The sequence below is a fragment of the Thermodesulfobacteriota bacterium genome, assembly GCA_035559815.1.
Taxonomy (GTDB): Bacteria; Desulfobacterota_D; UBA1144; order Nemesobacterales; family CSP1-2; genus DATMAT01.
In genome coordinates this window covers 1-16134 of sequence record DATMAT010000079.1, presented here as the reverse complement: position 1 = coordinate 16134, position 16134 = coordinate 1, and the positions used below count along the sequence as shown (strand labels likewise).

Annotated in this window: 13 protein-coding genes; 3 read left to right on the top strand and 10 right to left on the bottom strand. The window is 45.8% G+C overall.

Annotated elements, in window-relative coordinates; all coding sequences use genetic code 11:
* Positions 1-98: 98 nt before the first annotated feature.
* The 4 genes from VNN20_18000 to VNN20_17985 all read right to left on the bottom strand — a co-directional run bounded on the left by VNN20_18000 (position 99) and on the right by VNN20_17985 (position 4631).
* Positions 99-650 carry a GNAT family protein gene (locus tag VNN20_18000; protein ID HWP94081.1) on the bottom strand — a complete coding sequence of 184 codons (552 nt, stop codon included), beginning with the start codon at positions 648-650 and terminating at the stop codon, positions 99-101.
* A 566-nt stretch (positions 651-1216) separates the two neighbouring features.
* Positions 1217-2737: a multicopper oxidase family protein gene (locus VNN20_17995; GenBank protein HWP94080.1), complete on the bottom strand. Its 1521-nt coding sequence runs from the start codon at positions 2735-2737 to the stop codon at positions 1217-1219.
* A gap of 637 nt (positions 2738-3374) precedes the next feature.
* The gene (locus VNN20_17990) at positions 3375-3836 is read right to left on the bottom strand and encodes a copper chaperone PCu(A)C (GenBank protein ID HWP94079.1); all 462 of its coding nucleotides are present in this window, start codon (positions 3834-3836) and stop codon (positions 3375-3377) included.
* A gap of 183 nt (positions 3837-4019) precedes the next feature.
* Complete coding sequence (locus tag VNN20_17985) at positions 4020-4631, bottom strand: SCO family protein (GenBank protein ID HWP94078.1); 612 nt, start codon at positions 4629-4631, stop codon at positions 4020-4022.
* A gap of 621 nt (positions 4632-5252) precedes the next feature.
* On the opposite strand from VNN20_17985, the gene VNN20_17980 reads away from it, so the two are divergent.
* On the top strand, positions 5253-5621 hold the full coding sequence (locus VNN20_17980) for a hypothetical protein (GenBank protein HWP94077.1): 369 nt from the start codon (positions 5253-5255) through the stop codon (positions 5619-5621).
* A 146-nt stretch (positions 5622-5767) separates the two neighbouring features.
* Here the strand turns inward: VNN20_17980 and VNN20_17975 are convergent, their stop codons facing one another.
* The 5 genes from VNN20_17975 to VNN20_17955 form a co-directional block, all read right to left on the bottom strand.
* Positions 5768-6352, bottom strand: a complete 585-nt coding sequence (locus VNN20_17975; protein ID HWP94076.1) for a DedA family protein — start codon at positions 6350-6352, stop codon at positions 5768-5770.
* 15 nt (positions 6353-6367) lie between these two features.
* Positions 6368-6790 carry a DoxX family protein gene (locus VNN20_17970; GenBank protein ID HWP94075.1) on the bottom strand — a complete coding sequence of 141 codons (423 nt, stop codon included), beginning with the start codon at positions 6788-6790 and terminating at the stop codon, positions 6368-6370.
* 1189 nt (positions 6791-7979) lie between these two features.
* On the bottom strand, positions 7980-8402 hold the full coding sequence (locus VNN20_17965) for a nuclear transport factor 2 family protein (GenBank protein HWP94074.1): 423 nt from the start codon (positions 8400-8402) through the stop codon (positions 7980-7982).
* A 41-nt stretch (positions 8403-8443) separates the two neighbouring features.
* Positions 8444-9697: a tRNA epoxyqueuosine(34) reductase QueG gene (gene queG, locus VNN20_17960; protein HWP94073.1), complete on the bottom strand. Its 1254-nt coding sequence runs from the start codon at positions 9695-9697 to the stop codon at positions 8444-8446.
* A 193-nt stretch (positions 9698-9890) separates the two neighbouring features.
* On the bottom strand, positions 9891-10400 hold the full coding sequence (locus VNN20_17955; GenBank protein HWP94072.1) for a hypothetical protein: 510 nt from the start codon (positions 10398-10400) through the stop codon (positions 9891-9893).
* Positions 10401-10536: 136 nt separating this feature from the next.
* Here VNN20_17955 and VNN20_17950 point away from each other — a divergent pair, with 136 nt between their 5' ends.
* Positions 10537-11235, top strand: a complete 699-nt coding sequence (locus VNN20_17950; protein HWP94071.1) for a rhomboid family intramembrane serine protease — start codon at positions 10537-10539, stop codon at positions 11233-11235.
* Between the two features lie 430 nt (positions 11236-11665).
* Positions 11666-12940, top strand: coding sequence for a diphosphate--fructose-6-phosphate 1-phosphotransferase (pfp, locus tag VNN20_17945; protein ID HWP94070.1), 1275 nt, complete (start codon positions 11666-11668; stop codon positions 12938-12940).
* Positions 12941-13208: 268 nt separating this feature from the next.
* Here the strand turns inward: pfp and VNN20_17940 are convergent, their stop codons facing one another.
* On the bottom strand, positions 13209-15479 hold the full coding sequence (locus tag VNN20_17940) for an FAD-dependent oxidoreductase (protein HWP94069.1): 2271 nt from the start codon (positions 15477-15479) through the stop codon (positions 13209-13211).
* Positions 15480-16134: the final 655 nt, after the last annotated feature.

Sequence of the window (16134 nt, the reverse complement as noted above, 5' to 3'; positions counted from 1 at the left end):
GTGAGGAATCTAAAAAGAACAGTTTGTATTTTCTCGTAAATTATCTCATCCGATTTTACGTCACTTATGAGGAGACAAAAATCTTTCCTAATACTTTATCAGTTTAGTATCGGCGTCGAAAGACTCCTCTCCAGTAAGAGAGTATCCTTGTCCTGCCCGCAAACTTCAAAACCTAATTTCTCGAAAAACCGTAAAGATTCTAAGTTGGTCTTTAAGACCTCCACACACACCCTTTCAGCTACGCCGTGCTTGTTGAGATAATTCAAAAGAAGCCTGACTGCTCGGCTTCCATACCCCCGTCCCCTGTCTTCCGGATTAAAAACGGCAATGGCTAAATAAAGGCTTCTTCCTATTTCAAGGTCGTATATTCCGACAAAGCCGACCACTCGACATCTCCGAGGTACCTCGATTTCACATACATAAAACACTTGAAAAGTTGTTACCATCCATCTGAAAAAGGAAAAGAACGAGCCAAAAGCCCTGCGTTCCAGTCCGTTGGCACTAAGAAAAAGCTCCGGATTAAAGAGAGGGCGTAAAGCAAATATGTCTTTCAGTTCATAACGCCTAAGAACAAAATCTTCTTCCCTGATGCAAGGCTCAAACCTGGCTATTTTGGGCTTAATCATATCGAGCAGTTCACTAACTAACATAAGATTCATCATTCCAAATGTAACTTCAGCCTTATGATTGAAAGCACGGCAGTCTAAAATAATTAGAAACCAACGATTTGCCCTCGTAATAGAAGGTTTTTATATAGATAACAAACGTCTTTCAAAAATCAGGTTCCCCTCTTTTATGTTTGCTATGCAAGAGCTGTCCTAACTCTGTCTCTCCTCCCCCCTTGCGGGGGAGGATTAACGGTGGGGGGGATAACTTGTATTTACCCCCCATCCTAACCTTCCCCCACAAGGGGGAAGGAATTTAACCCCCCTTGTGTCCACCCCCTTAGTAAGTGGGGAATTAAAGAGGGGTTGCTTCTTCTTTGTCTGTCATTAAAGTCCTTTGATTATCATCAGTCCAACTCCGACAATCAATCCCTTATTTTGGACAAGTACATGATTGAAAGATAATTTGGAATTGCTGTTATATCAACCAGAAGCAACTTTTAGGCATTATCTGTGAAAATGCCTTGGGATATGTTTCTTTCCGAACACACCCCAAGGCAAAAGGAAAAACATGATAGAGATCATGGATTCAATCAATGACCATATTCTTTTTAATCAACAGCCTCAATCACTGCCATCATACCGTTATCCTCGTGCTCGCCGATGTGGCAGTGGTAGACGAACTTCCCCGCGATTATCGGGTCCCTAAAGTTGATTACGATCTCCACTTCGCCCGGGCCTTCCAAGTCCGGGTCTTGTCCCTCATAAGGTAGATTAACCGTATCCTGGTAGCCGACGAAAGGCTGGGGTACTCCGTTTATCGAGCAGACTTGAAAATCCGTTTGGTGAATGTGGAAGACATGCAGCTCCTCGGAGGCATTCAGCACCGTCCACCTCTCCAAAGTGCCCACACTTACCGTGGTATCTATTCGATCCGGGTCGAACTCCTTTCCGTCTATGAAGAAGGTATTGCCGTCTTCACTCTCGGAAAACACTATAGTCCTTTCTTCATCGACAGGCTGATTACATAAATTCTCTAAAGGCGGGAATTGGGATGGGTCAGGAAGTGGAATAAGGTCCACCGCATTTCCCCTTGATTCCACAGTGGCAAGTGTAGCCCCTTCGTAATTGTCGCCAACCGGTCCGGTATTGAATGGCAAAGTCCTGAACCGATAAGTCCCTTTGGGCCCACCCTGTACCAACACATCGATACGGGAACTTACCGGTAACAGAAAGGTTTGACCAGGGGGTATGGTCACTAGCTGGTTTTGACGATTCCCGTCCCGGGCTATTATGTACATGGGCATACCTTCCAGCACCAGGGGATAATAATGATCCGCCCCAATATTGGCTATCCGCCATAACTGTGTCTCTCCGGGACGAATCCTGATCCTCGGGTTTATCTGGCCGTTCAGGGTGATATGGGTCGGAGCACCGGGGTCGATATCCATAGGGACCTGGCCGTCCGAGTCTATCTGAATGTCCTTTAAATTCATTACCAATTCTCGGATGCCTTGAAGCTGGGGGAAGGGATCGAGCAGTCCTTCGACGATCAGGGTACCGGACATACCGCTCATTATTTGAAATTCAGTTAAGCCGTATAAGTGAGGGTGATAGTAAAAGGTTCCTTCGGGGTGCTCGTCGGGTAGCTGAATCTCATAGTCGAATGCCGAATTGGGCGTTATCATGATAAAAATGTTATCCCCTGGGCTAAGCGGAGAAACGTTGAGTCCGTGGGTATGCAGGCTGGTCATTTGGTCGATAAGGTTCTCAAGCCTGATCCTTATTAAATCCCCGGGGAAAACCCGTAAGGTTGGCGGGGTAAAAGACCCATTATAAACCCTGGCTGTAACCCTTCTGTTTCCTATCCTGAATTCCGCAAAATCAACAACCAGCGTAGTGTCCAGCACGCCGTTTACGCTGGATATTTCCTCCGGATTCTGAAAGGTCTCCTTCTTGCCGCCGCCATCATCGTCCCAGAAATCGAAACAAGAAGAGAGAGAAAACGCTAACAGGAATATCAATCCAAGCAAAACTCTAATCCTGATTTGTCCGTCGCTGTTGGGGCTACCGATCCCGCATCCCGGCTCAGTGGCCCTCTCTGCCATACGAGCCGCTTTTGATTCCTCCATGGATTGCCTCCTTTAACATTAATTTCAAAAGAATTATAAAATGAGAGTAAAAATTCACTACACACAATCAATAGCCTGTGTGCACGTTTACTCACTATTTCCTGTCATCACCATTTCACAAGTTAAAAGCACCGACAAAGAACGTTTCATGATACCGACGAGGATATTAGCGGAAAAGGAGGCTTAATGGAGCGCCTGAGGAAGGTAACAATTACTTGACGCTAGTTGTACTTCTTTAAATTGTTTAGATAATCAAAGAAATAACAACCAGACATCATATCCCCATCCTTAACGACTACTACATTTTTTGTAGTTTATAGCATATTGGCGATATTTATGTCAAGGGGCATTTTACAGAACTTAACCAAATTTGAAGCTCACTACTGTCCAAAATAATCATGAATAAAAGACCCGTTCGTCCTGAGCTTGACGAAGGACGGAGTCGAAGGGCGAATACCTCAAAAAATTCTATCCTTTCTTTTGTGGCGAAGTAATCACTTATTTTGGATAAGTTTGTTTGAAGCCGAGCTTTTAATGTTTGGAGAAGTACCGGAACAGGGAAGCAACGAAAACCCTAATTTGAGGCCGCAGATAAAAGGCTCAGACAGGACATATAGAGGGCTATCCGGTTAACCAACTAATGACCATGCAATTCGCCGCTGTCCATACCCATCACAAAAGCGCGCACCTTGACCGCACCGAATTTCTCGAATTTGAGGTCAAGTTCCACCTGACCTCCTTTTTCGAGGGGCTTCTCCAACCCTATCAACATGATGTGAGACCCGCCCGGTTTTAACTCAACAACACCGCCGGAGGGTATGTCTAAGGATGCGGATTTCTTCATACTGACGATGCTCCTTTCGTCGACCGCCGTGGTATGAATTTCAGCACTATCCGCAGCGCCCGTGCTCACTCCGATAAGCCTGTCGTCCTCGTCGCCGCTATTTTCTATTACCATATATACCGCTGTCACGGTCGAGACGGGGGGAACCTCCATTACCCAGGGCTTCTTAACCTCGATCTTCGAAGCCCCCAGCGACACGAGGGGAATAAGGATAAGTAAAGTTATACTCAATATAACTTCCGGCCATTTAACCATTTAATATCCCCTCCTGGATACCCGAGTTATACATAATCGAGCAGCATTTTTTTTATAAGAGCTAGTTTGTCGACGGCTATACGTCATTCCCACGGAAGTGGGAATCCATCTAATTTGCTCGTTTTTGGATGCCCGATTAATACATTCGGGCATGACATAACGCGTGCAGTGCGTTAACGTGCTTTAGTTATTCAAGACCTTCTTTATATCCTGCGCTATACCCTTCGAGTCGAATTTATTGTAAGGATATGTCATGAATAATTTACCCTCTTGGTCCACCAGGTAGATAGTACTGGTGTGGGTCATTTGATATTCTGCCCAGGTATCGAACTCGCTCCTCCCGTAAGAATCGCCGTGATTGATGTAAAAAACATCGTAATCCTTAGCTACCTTTTCTATGTCCTGATTTGTCCCGGTCAGTCCGATAAAACTCTCATGGAAGTGGGGGATGTAAGCTCTTAACCTTTCCACCGTATCCCTCTCCGGGTCAACCGTTATATACAAAACCTGAACCTGGTCTTGCTTTTGGCCGAGCTCATTCATCACACCCCTGAGCATGGAAAGGGTTAACGGACATATATCCGGGCAGTGGGTGTATCCCCAGACGATAAGGGTAACTTTACCCCGAAACTGGGAGAGGGTCGCCTTCTTCCCGTCATGCGCGGTAAGAGTAAAACTGGGTGCTTCCTTTTTATAAAGAATGCCGTGGTATACGTCTCTGTTGCTGGCTTGGAAGTACTGGAAGAAGAAAAGCCCCCAGCCCAAAAGGATTAAAACCAGAACTGCTACTTTCACCAAGTATTTCCGCCCTGTCATCTTTACCGAGTCTGGATAATGTAGTTTGATAATATAACACAACGCAAATATTTCAGTTACCTGAATCAACTACATCTCGAGAAGCGGTAGAGTATGGTCATACAATTATGGCGTCTTGGTCCCGGTTAAATAGAGGAACATTGCCATGAGTCCTCAGATTTCACTTAGAATCTGTCCTGAGGAATTATGTTAAAAAGGGGTTAAGTATAAACGGTTCCCTTCTTATAATTAGAAAAAACTAAGGAGGGAAAGCGTAGGGATAGACGCTGTGACAAAGCAATCTGAAAAAGTATCATTTCTCGAAGTCTAAGATTTCTCACCCCTGTCCCGAACGAATGTGAGTGAACTTGTGAGGAATCTAAATAGATTACTTCGCCGGGACCGGATGTAACCATAGAGTCTGTGCAGTGGGGGCGTAGCAAGGGAGTATAGTTAGGGAACAGCAACCCAGATGACAATATAGTAGTTGTAACGCTCTAGCAAGCTACGGTGAATTCCCAAATTAAATCATAGCGCTCATTTTTGTAATCCTCTCACTTGACACTTTGAATTTGAAGATTTATGGTAGAGACCAAATCCTCGCAGAAGGAGCATGGCACCATGATACACAAAAAGCTTTTGGTGATTTTACTTGTGGCCATTACGTTTATTCCGAGTATTAGTTGCATCCAGGCCATGGCCGCGGAAGAGACAGCACAAACCCCGCCTCCTGGCTCACAACCATTGGCGGTAAAAGAGGCGCCACCAGCGGCCCCGCAAGCGGATGTCGTACCAACACAGCCTTCTCCTCAGCATGTGTGGCAGCCTGGTTTCTGGACTTGGAAGGAGGGGAATAGCTGGGTATGGGTGCCCGGAGGATGGGCGGTGCCGCCCCATGGACCTTGCGGAACCTGGATACCCGGTCACTGGATCCGCGGTTGGCAAGGCTACTGGCACTGGGTTCCCGGACACTGGGCCTGCTACTACTAAGCCCAGAGAAGTTATTTCTTACCCCAATCTTCAGTTAGTACATTTGCGTGAACAGTAATATCAGCCTAGATTCCTTAGATACCTGGCATAGAAGAGAGGTTTATTCTCAGTATTATCTTCCGGTCTTATATAAAAGAAATCTCTAATCAAGCTACATTTCGTTTGACTAATAAATAGCACCCCAGTGATAAGACCAGTACCGCCAAACAGGCCACAAGGACATGACGTATGTTTGTCGATACCCTAATCCATTCCTCTCCTAAGTAATACCCCGACGCTATATAAGCCAGAGACCAGAGAAAGGCTCCGGTGTAAGTAAATAGTGAAAACACCGGAAATCCCAGTTTGGACGTCCCGGCAGTGAAAGCCGCTATTTGTCTCATGCCCGGGATGAAATAACCGAACAACAGTACCCATCTCCCCATACGATTAAACCAGCGGTGAATGCGATTTAATTTCTCTTCGGTTACGTGAAAAGTACTACCGTATTTGGCGACCAAGCCCTTACCGAAAATCCGTCCCAATCCATAAGTCATAGTGATGCCGAATACACTGCCCAGATAAGCGGAGATGAAAGCAGGAACGATATTTAATTTGTTCTTGTAAACGAGGTAACCGGAAAATCCGAGCACCCCTTCATCCGGCACCGGAATTCCGAAAACACCGATGGCGAGCAAGGAAAATATGCCCAGATAGCCATGTTGTGTAATCCAGTGAACGACTAATTCCATGGAGTGGAAAACATTTTAACTAATCTTCTTCCTCAGGTATTTAGTGATCAGATTATCCAATGAAAAAAGACCGGGGCCCAAGAGCACAATCGCCAACGAAATCGTCCAGTATAGTAAAGCCGTTTCCTTCACGTCAAAAGGGTCGGGCGCATGTCGGATAAAGGCAGCCACGCTCATGGTGATGAAGACGAAGAATGCGGCCAATCTCGTGCCCAACCCCAAAACCAACAGTATCCCGCCCAGGAATTCCGACAATGCCGCTGACCAGGCAAAGAACTCCGGCGTGGGAAACCCCAATTTTGCCACGCCTTCCGTAAATTGCTCCATTCGCCCGTTGAATATTTTCCCGTAGCCGTGAAACACGGAAATGCCCAGACCCATTAGCATCCTAAGCCAGAGAAGTCCGATGTTCAGACTCTTATCTCTCCACGAACCCATGGTAATTCCTCCGTTCTTTACCCTGAAATGTCACAAAAATTGAGTGGGTAATAGTACTCAGGAAAAGGGTGTGGGACAAGAGATGTGATCGAGTCTTTTTTCTCATTTTTCCTCCTACAACTCTTTATTCTTAAAGAAGTAGAAATCATAGATAAAATAAAGATAAGTTTCTTAACTAAACCTATCGAAAAACGTGAGCGATAATGGCTAAAGTAAAAATAAAAGATATGTCGATTGATGACCTAGAGAATTTTATAGAGCAAAAACTTCTTGAAATTATTGGGGATCCGGATTGAGGTCTTCAACTGAAAGAGGCATTTAGAAAACGATTAGAGCAAAGGTTAAGAAAACCATCTGAAGTAATTCCACACCGAGATGTATTGAAGCTTATAAGCTAAGCGACTCACAAAGTGCATCATTCATTTAGTCATACCTGTCCTTTTCCCGATTAAACCAGGAGGCTATCGGGGATCCTCTCCGCATGTCATCCCCGAACGTATTAATCGGGGATCCATTTTTTGAAAGACTGGATCCCCACTTCCGTGGGAATGATTAATCGGTGGATTTCCGCTAAAGCCTGTAATCGAATGTATAATCGAGGAACGTACGGGAATGATAACTTTATAATACAGCGTTAAGTACACCTATGAACAACCCGAAACTTCCCAGAAAGCCTATGAGAGTTGGATTAAACAAATTATCCGCTAAAGACTCTAGCAATTGGTATTGTAGACAGGAAACTGTAGGAAAAGATTTAAAACCCGATGTTGTCATCGCAAGCGTTAGCGAAGCGATCTCATATTTCAAGGTGCGAAAGTCTGATTTTGATCAGATGGACAATGTCTCCACAAGTTAAATCTGAATACCCTATCCAAATAATTTCGACCCTTTCCAATGAGGATAAACTAGTTTGTCATCCCAATCCTTTGCTGAAATTCAGCTTGAACTCTGCGGAGAATATGGCCGTCATGGTTGTCATGCCGAACGAAGTGAAGCATCTAATAATATTTAGATTCTTCACCTTCGGTTCAGAATGACAGGCTGTGAATTGCCGTTTATCTATGCAACTTATTAGGGACTCTGTCCCTAATATCTAATGTTGCTACTTACCTCGATTGCTTCGAGACTTTGTCTCTGGTAAAGACAGCCTTCATTGTACAAGACAAACATGTGTGTTACTTCTAAAAAGTCACTGCAGCTTATCCTCGGCCATGTCTCCGCCCATGGTCGGTATGGGCGAGGCGTGATGGTGAACCATGAACCAGCGGGAGCCACGCCGCTCGTATATATTGGTCGCCTGGGCCAGGCTTTTGTGAACCTTCTGCTTCACGATATGGGTTATATGCTCGATGCAGGTAATCCACGCTATGTCTTCGGATATTTCCACATTGATATTTGAAATCTGAATCTTGGTCGGGCCTCCGGAGTCAAAGATATTCTTCCAGCTCTGTCTTATTGCTTCCCATCCTAAAAGCATGGGCCAGCCTGGATGGACGCATTTTGCCCTTGAGTCCTTTAACCACACCTTCTCCATCAGCGCCAGGTCCCCGCTTTCCAGGGCAACGTAAAAGGTTTCATTAACCTTGGCTACATCTTCAAACCGGTCAGACATAAAACCTCTCGCATAAAAAAGAGGAAGGCAGAAGTCGGGAGTCAGAAGTCAGAAGAAGCCTTACTAACTTCTGAATTCTGAATTCTGGCTTCTGTATCCCCATATCCGCCTAAGATAGCAACTATCTCTTCTCGAACTATAGGATCGGTTTCCGCATCAAGCTGGTCTGACAGGGCTCTGTAAGAACCCTCACCATCAAGCCTCCACAAAGCCCATGCTGCATGTGCTCTAACAAGTGGGTCATCATTCTTTAAATATTCTTTAACATATGGGATAAAATCCTTATCCCCAGAATTGCCCATAGCCACCGTGACGTTCCGGAGGAATCCGCTCCTCTTTGCCCTCTTTATCGCACTGCCCTTAAAAATCCACCTGAACTTCTCCTCAGACAGATTTGAAAATGTAGATAAATCGGGGTTGTATAGACCATCCCTGGGCTGGAACGATGGGTCGTTTGCTACCTCGGCCTTTCTATTCCAGGGGCAGACATCCTGGCAGATATCACAGCCGTATATGTTGTTACCTACCTTCTCCCTGAGTTCTATGGGAATTCCACCGCGCTGCTCAATAGTGAGGTAGGAAATACACAGCCTTGAATCTAGGACATAAGGCTCCAAAAGCGCACCGGTGGGACATGCGTCAATACACCTCGTGCAGGTGCCGCATCTGTCGAGGGCTGGACTATCATAATCAAGCTCGAGGTTTGTTATTATCTCTCCGATAAAAATCCAAGAGCCGATTTCTTGATTTATTAAACAGGTATTTTTCCCGTACCAGCCTATGCCGGAATATTTGCCGTAAACCCTATCCAGCACCGGCCCGGTATCCACATACAAGCGGGACTTAACCTCTTGAGGAACAACCTCTTCAATAAAATCCAGCACCAGCGATAACTTTGACTTTAAAACCTCGTGGTAATCATCTCCCCAGGCGTAGCGGGAAATCCATCCTCGCCTTTTATCATCCTGTCTGGTCGAGTAGGGATAATCGGTATTGTAATTGAGGCCACAGGATATAACCGACCTGGCCTCGGGAAGCACGTTCAGAATATTTTCTCTTTTTTCCGGCTCCCTCCCCATGTACTTCATCTCACCGGCAAACCCTCTAGCCAGCCACTCTTTATAGAACTGATTTTCCGGAAACGGCCCGACAGGGGATATCCCTACCAGGTCAAACCCGACCTCTAACGCTTTTGCCTTGATGGAATTGGTAAGGCTTGCTGTGTCCACAACGGTTAGTTTATCACGGTGGTCACTGCATAGCCAATTAAGGGAGCCTGGCCTCGTTATTGGCATCCGACACTCGATCAATCCTCCAATTCATAAAACGGTTGGAACTAACTCGAGACTTCAGCAGTCAAATGCTTTTTAATGGTAAAAAGCAGCTAGGCAATAACAACTTTCGGCGTCAGGATTTGTAGGGGCACGCTGCAGCGTGCCCCTACTTCAAAGAGTCTACTTTAAGCAATAGGTCTATCAGAATTAGGGATCACTCGTGCGAGCTACCAGGGTGATTCCTGGCTTTAATGATTAATTCCGCCACCTCGCATACCGCCTCCTCTCTCACCCCGTAGGTCACATAATAGGATTTAGCCTTGACCTCAAGCGGAGCGTCGGCAGGGGCCACAGGGAAATTTACCCTTTCTATCATTGGGAGGTCGGTTAAGTCTCCGCTGAATAAAGCTATTTCTTTATCCTGCACCGAGTGCTGGACCTTAAGTGTGGAAAAAAGGGCAGACTTTTGAGTGATCCCCTGATGCAGCGTTTCGATACCCAGCCGGTCTATGATCGGCAAAAGCGCTTCTGACCTCTTCGTAGAGAAAGCCACCGTGTCCACGCCCAGCCTTTTTAATGCGCTTACACTATGACCATTACTAGGGTTGAGGTTCTTTACGCTATAGGAAACCAGGTTCTCGTTGAGAAAGCTGTCTGCGTTTATGATAATAAGTCTTATCCGAGAAAGCTTATTTCTTAAGTCCGTCCTCAATTTTAGAAGCATTCGTCACCCGGTTGGATTTAATGGAACTGGCTGTCATTTTAAGTGCTAAAATAGAACCTGGCAAGACCCATGATGTTAAACAAGTGTTAACAATTTTTTTGAAGTCGAATAGGGGTTATGTATAATGGGTTAAACTATGATTCCTCTTCGCGATAAAATCCCTTCAAGCAGCTTCCCGTTTATTAACATTATCTTCATCGTATTAAACTCGCTTATTTTTCTCTACGAGGTCTCACTGGGCGGTGAGTTGGAGCACTTTATACACGAATATGGTCTTATTCCGGCGAAAGTAGTATTCTACTCGAACACAGGCTTTGTTGATCGCTTTTATCCGTTTTTTACTTCTATGTTCCTTCACGGGGGATGGTTTCACCTGATAGGAAACATGCTATTCCTCTACATATTCGGGGACAACGTCGAGGATCGGATGGGTCATTTTAAGTATCTCCTCTTTTATTTGATTTGCGGGTTGGGAGCGGCTTTTACCCAAATCATCACCAATGTGCGTTCCGAAATCCCAATGGTGGGAGCAAGCGGCGCAATCTCCGGAGTATTGGGAGCTTACATATTATTATTCCCAAAATCCAGGATTGTTACACTGGTGCCGATATTCTTTTTCTTACACATCGTGGAGATTCCGGCTGCGGTATTCCTCCTCATCTGGTTTATAATGCAATTTTTTAGTGGCGTGGCAACGCTCGCTGCATCGAGGGATACCGGCGGTGTCGCCTTCTGGGCCCATGTAGGGGGATTTGTTGTCGGGCTCGTCCTAACCAGGTTCTTCATCAAGAAGGGATATTATCGCACCGGATGGTCCGGCAGGTACCATAATTAGAAGAATTTCTTAGTTATTAATTCCAGTGTTTTGCAATCGTCCTTAATAATTGAAATTGTAGTTTGATCAAACCGGTATTAGATAAGAGATTGATTGTAAGAGTTGGCCTGATGGTAATCAAAGGACTTCAATGATGGATAAAGAAGAACCCTTTTCTCACCTCCCCCTCGCGGGGGAGGATTTAAGGTGGGGGGAGCTATTTCCATTCACCCCCATCCTGACCCCGTCAAGGGGGGAAGGGATTAGGGTGTTAGAATGGCTAATAAGTGAATAGGATTAGGAGAACGCTTGCATAGCAAACATTAAAGATAGAAACCTGATTTTGTTTTTATCTATCCAAAGACCTTGTTTTATAAGGGTGAATCTATTGGTTTTTAATTATCTTATACAGCGGTGTACTTCGATATATCTTAATTGACGGAGATTGAATATGGCTTCTCCTCGCAAAAATTCTTCAGACGTGATGGCTATCCTAGTTGGCGGCGGCCCTGCTCCGGGAATAAACGGGGTTATCAGCGCCGCTACCATAGAGGCAATTAATCGGGGAAAAACGGTGATAGGAATCTTGGATGGGTTCAGGTGGATCGCCCAGGGAGATAAAACCCACATCCGTAAACTAACCATAGAAGACACTTCCCGTATACATCTCACCGGCGGTTCCTTGATAGGGATATCCAGAGAAAGCCCCTTGACCAGTCCGGAGAGGATGAGAAATACAATAAGGGTCCTGAATGAGCTTGGGGTAAGATACCTTATAACCATAGGCGGAGACGGCACTATGTTTCTCGCTCACCGCGTAGAAGAAGAAGCAAAGAGACAAATTAAAGTAGCTCACGTACCAAAGACCATCGATAACGACCTGCCCCTACCCGACTATATTCCCACTTTTGGATTCGAAACAGCACGGCATCTAGGAACCATAACTGTCCAATATCTTATGGAGGATGCAAAAACCGCGAACAGATGGTATTTCGTCACCACCATGGGAAGGAAAACCGGCCATCTGGCACTGGGGATCGGAAAGGCATCTGGAGCAACGCTCACCATGATCCCGGAGGAGTTCGGCAGGGGAAAAGTCCCGCTGGACAGGATGGTCTCCGTTCTTGAGGGAGCCATTATAAAAAGATTAAGCATGGGTAGGGAAGACGGGGTGGCGATCCTGGCCGAAGGACTCATAGAGAAATTGCACCAGGAAGAACTGGAAAAGTTAGACGATTTAGACAGAGACGAACACGGACGAATAAGACTCTCCGAGGTTGACCTCGGAAGGCTCCTCAAAGATGAAACTAAGAAACGTCTTTCAAAAAAGGGGATAAAAGCCAGGATAGTAGACAAGAGCATAGGGTATGAGCTCAGGTCGGCTCCGCCAATCCCATTCGATGCCAAATACGCCCGGGACCTGGGGTATTGTGCGGTTAAATTTTTGTTCGAGGGCGGGACCGGAGCTATGATCAGCATACAGACCGGCAGAATGGTTCCTATATTCTTCACCGAGCTTATAAACCCGGAAACCGGGTCAACGAGAATACGCTATGTCGACATAAAAACCGAGGCCTACGAGGTTCCGGTGAAGTACATGATAAAGCTCAAAAGAGAGGATTTTGAAAATCCCAAACAGTTAAGAAAACTCGCACACACTGCAAATATGAAACCCAAAGAATTTGTGGAGTATTTCTCCAAGGCGGTGGGAGATTATTTAGAATGAACTGCTTTTTTAAGATTTCTCCCTTTAGTATTCGAAATGACAACTCACATAGTTATTTTTCGGGATTTCTCGTAAACTGAGATCTTTCCTTGTTTTGTCATTCCCACATGCTTTAAGTGGGAATCCAGTTTCTCACAAAATGGATCCCCGATAAAAGAATTCGGGGATGACATGCGGAGAGGGGGAACCATAGCTTAGAGCTTGTCCTGAGCAAAGCGCAGAAATAAACACCTGTGAGGAAGTTTATAAGGAATCTTAAACTTCAAAATCAGTAAGATTTCTCCATTTTCTTTTTTTCCTCCCTCTTCAGCACCTTCTTAGCCACGCTATAACCCTCCTCCATGTGCTGACGGGCTGTCCTCCAGGAGAAATCATAATCCCTCGATGAGGGTTCACCCTCCTCTCCTTCATGAACGATCCTAGTTATGGAGATCGGGGTAAGCTCTCCCATCGTACGAATATAGAGCGGCCTCTGCATTATCTGCTGGGCCACCCCCGGCTCGATGTAGCTCATTATCTCCTCGACCAATTTTCTGTAGTTTTCGATAAGCTCCTTGGTATGTATGTCTCTCCTTATTTTCTCCGAGAAAAAGATTTCATCCCTCCTGGCAAGCACCTCCGGCAAGTTTTGGGGGAGGGCCTTCCTTGTCGGATAGAGATTAACCACATACACCTTTTTCTGGGTTAAACCGCATAGCTCGGTGACCAAATCAAGGGGCGTATTGCTTACAAGGGCGCCGTCCCAGTAGTGTTTTCCATCAATCGTCGTCCACGGAAATCCTGGGGGCAAACTGCCGCTGGCCATAATATGCTCCGGTGTAATCTCGTCAACGTAACTGTCGAAAGCCACAAGCTCTGATGTCTCCACGTCCACGGCGCCTATGATCAGCCGAGTCGGGCTATCTCTTAATTTGTCAAAATCAACGTACTTAAGAAGAAGCTCCCTCACCGGAGAGGGATCGTAAAAACTGGTCCAGTTTATGGGCAATTCATTAGGATTAAAAACGGGCATCAACCACCTGGGGCGGAAAAACTTGGGTGAGCCAAAAATAAGCGAATACCAAGATGAGACTAGCCGACGATTTCCTTCCTTTGGGACGTTGGGAATATTCACAGTAATCTCATCCCAGAACGCCTCTAGAGCATTTGCCGCATTCCTTGGATTCGCGGCTATTATTGCCCCGTTAAATGCGCCTATGGAGACACCGGCCACGATATCCGGGTAGATTTGTTTCTCCTCCATCGCTTTAACCACACCGCATTGGAATGCCCCCAGGGCGCCGCCCCCTTGAAGAATGAGCACCGTCTGAGTCGGTATTCTGTGGAGCTTGAAACTAACTTCCGATAATTTACCTTTTACTTTCTCCAGATTAACCCGGTTTTGTATGAGCGAGCCCGCCGATTTATCCTCGTCGGGCGGTCTTCGCAACAAAAATGCCGCCTTCAAGACTCCATCCTTCAGATAAAGAACGGAGAATGACTTCTCCTTTATAGAACCTCTCACCACCCTTTCACCTGTATCCGCCGTGTCTCCGAGAAAATTGAAAGTAAGATCAAACACATCCGAAAAGAAATAGGAAACGGTACGATACGGCTGTTTGTGCCCCATCATATTCCTAGCGGCAACTTGTCCCTGCTTCATAGCATTATCCCAGTGTTCGACTCGGCGCCGTCTCCCAAATACCCGGTCGAAAAAATTGGCTACATCCCCCGCAGCAAAGACATCCGGGTTATTTGTTTGCATGTATTCATCCACAACTACACCATCATCCAGCTTTATTCCGCTCCCCAGTAGAAAATCAGTGTTGGGAACAACCCCTATCCCGACTGCAACCAGGTCACAGGGAAATTCCTTTCCGGTGTTTGTAATAACACCATTTACACTATTTTTTCCTATAAATTCTTTCACCGTTTCCCCGGAAATTACGCTCACGCCGTGTGCTTTATAGTAGTCCCTGAAGAACTCAGAGACCTCCGGGGAGGACAGCTTATCGAAGATGATTTCTTCCTGGGTGATAATTGTCACCTCTTTACCTTTTTGCCTAAAGGTCGACGCAAGCTCCATTCCGATGAAACTTCCCCCGATGACCACAACCCTGCTCGCTATTTCAATAGCTTGTTTCAATGCCTCGGCGTCATCCAACGTCCTAAGATAATATATGCCGGGTAAGCTCGAACCAGGAACGGATAGTTTGCTTATTCTACAGCCAGTAGCTATGAGTAGTTTTTTATAACGAAGCTCTCCAGAATTATCGGTCCTGACTATTCTTTCCCTAGGGTCAACCGAGAGGGCTTTAGTGCCGAGTACCAGCTCGATATCGTTTTCTCTATAATAACCTTCTTTGAGAACTACGATCCTCTCTTTTTTCTGTTTGCCGAGGAGAAAACGCTTGGAGAGCGGAGGACGATGATAGGGTGGATAGTTTTCTTCCGATACGATAACGATTCTTCCCCCTGCCCCCTCTTTCCTCAATGTCTCCGCAGCAGTTGCACTGGCCAGCCCCCCTCCAATCAGTAAATAATCGACCGTATTTACCATCGACGATACCCCTTTAGAACTATTTGATGAATGATTTATCTAAAGGATTTATTCTACCTGGTGAATCCCATCACGGTCTCCGATGTGGATCAAATATTGGTGAAGAGAATGTGGATATACCTGACTAAATAACTAGAGTTTTTAACTCTTAACTAATGAAGCTCCTTTCGGCAAGCCGCAGACTATTAATACCCGCGCAAGCGGTCTTACAGGTCATTGCCAGGAGTCCTTCGGCAGGCTCAGGGTAGACTCCGCGACGAAGCGATCCCCCTCAGGTACGTCATTGCGAGGGAATGAAACGACCGAAGCAATCCGTTGAAAGAAAGACGAGATTGCCGCGCCGCCAAAAAGACGGCGGCTCGCAATGACAGGGAGGAGTAGGGATAGCGATGAGAGCAGAAACCATGCAGCAACTTCTAAGCCACATGGAACTATCCAGTTAAACTAGAATTGTAAAAATTATTTTTTGTAGAACGACTCTGGCTTACATCTAAAAGAAGCCAGCGAAAGTCAAGAATGAAAGGAAAAAGAAAACATCCGGTTATCACTGCTCTACCAAGTTGCCACCTTGTAACTGATAAGTTTTAACCACTTTTAACGTCGGACAACAGTCCGGGTCGGTCTCGCCGTGCATAACCATACTGACTGTTACCTT

Bases quoted from the DNA above. Each gene is read 5' to 3' on its own strand.
- VNN20_18000 (HWP94081.1), bottom strand. From the start codon at position 650: ATGTTAGTTAGTGAACTGCTCGATATGATTAAGCCCAAAATAGCCAGG.
- VNN20_17995 (HWP94080.1), bottom strand. From the start codon at position 2,737: ATGGAGGAATCAAAAGCGGCTCGTATGGCAGAGAGGGCCACTGAGCCG.
- VNN20_17990 (HWP94079.1), bottom strand. From the start codon at position 3,836: ATGGTTAAATGGCCGGAAGTTATATTGAGTATAACTTTACTTATCCTT.
- VNN20_17980 (HWP94077.1), top strand. From the start codon at position 5,253: ATGATACACAAAAAGCTTTTGGTGATTTTACTTGTGGCCATTACGTTT.
- VNN20_17975 (HWP94076.1), bottom strand. From the start codon at position 6,352: ATGGAATTAGTCGTTCACTGGATTACACAACATGGCTATCTGGGCATA.
- VNN20_17970 (HWP94075.1), bottom strand. From the start codon at position 6,790: ATGGGTTCGTGGAGAGATAAGAGTCTGAACATCGGACTTCTCTGGCTT.
- VNN20_17965 (HWP94074.1), bottom strand. From the start codon at position 8,402: ATGTCTGACCGGTTTGAAGATGTAGCCAAGGTTAATGAAACCTTTTAC.
- queG (HWP94073.1), bottom strand. From the start codon at position 9,697: ATGCCAATAACGAGGCCAGGCTCCCTTAATTGGCTATGCAGTGACCAC.
- VNN20_17955 (HWP94072.1), bottom strand. From the start codon at position 10,400: ATGCTTCTAAAATTGAGGACGGACTTAAGAAATAAGCTTTCTCGGATA.
- VNN20_17950 (HWP94071.1), top strand. From the start codon at position 10,537: ATGATTCCTCTTCGCGATAAAATCCCTTCAAGCAGCTTCCCGTTTATT.
- pfp (HWP94070.1), top strand. From the start codon at position 11,666: ATGGCTTCTCCTCGCAAAAATTCTTCAGACGTGATGGCTATCCTAGTT.
- VNN20_17940 (HWP94069.1), bottom strand. From the start codon at position 15,479: ATGGTAAATACGGTCGATTATTTACTGATTGGAGGGGGGCTGGCCAGT.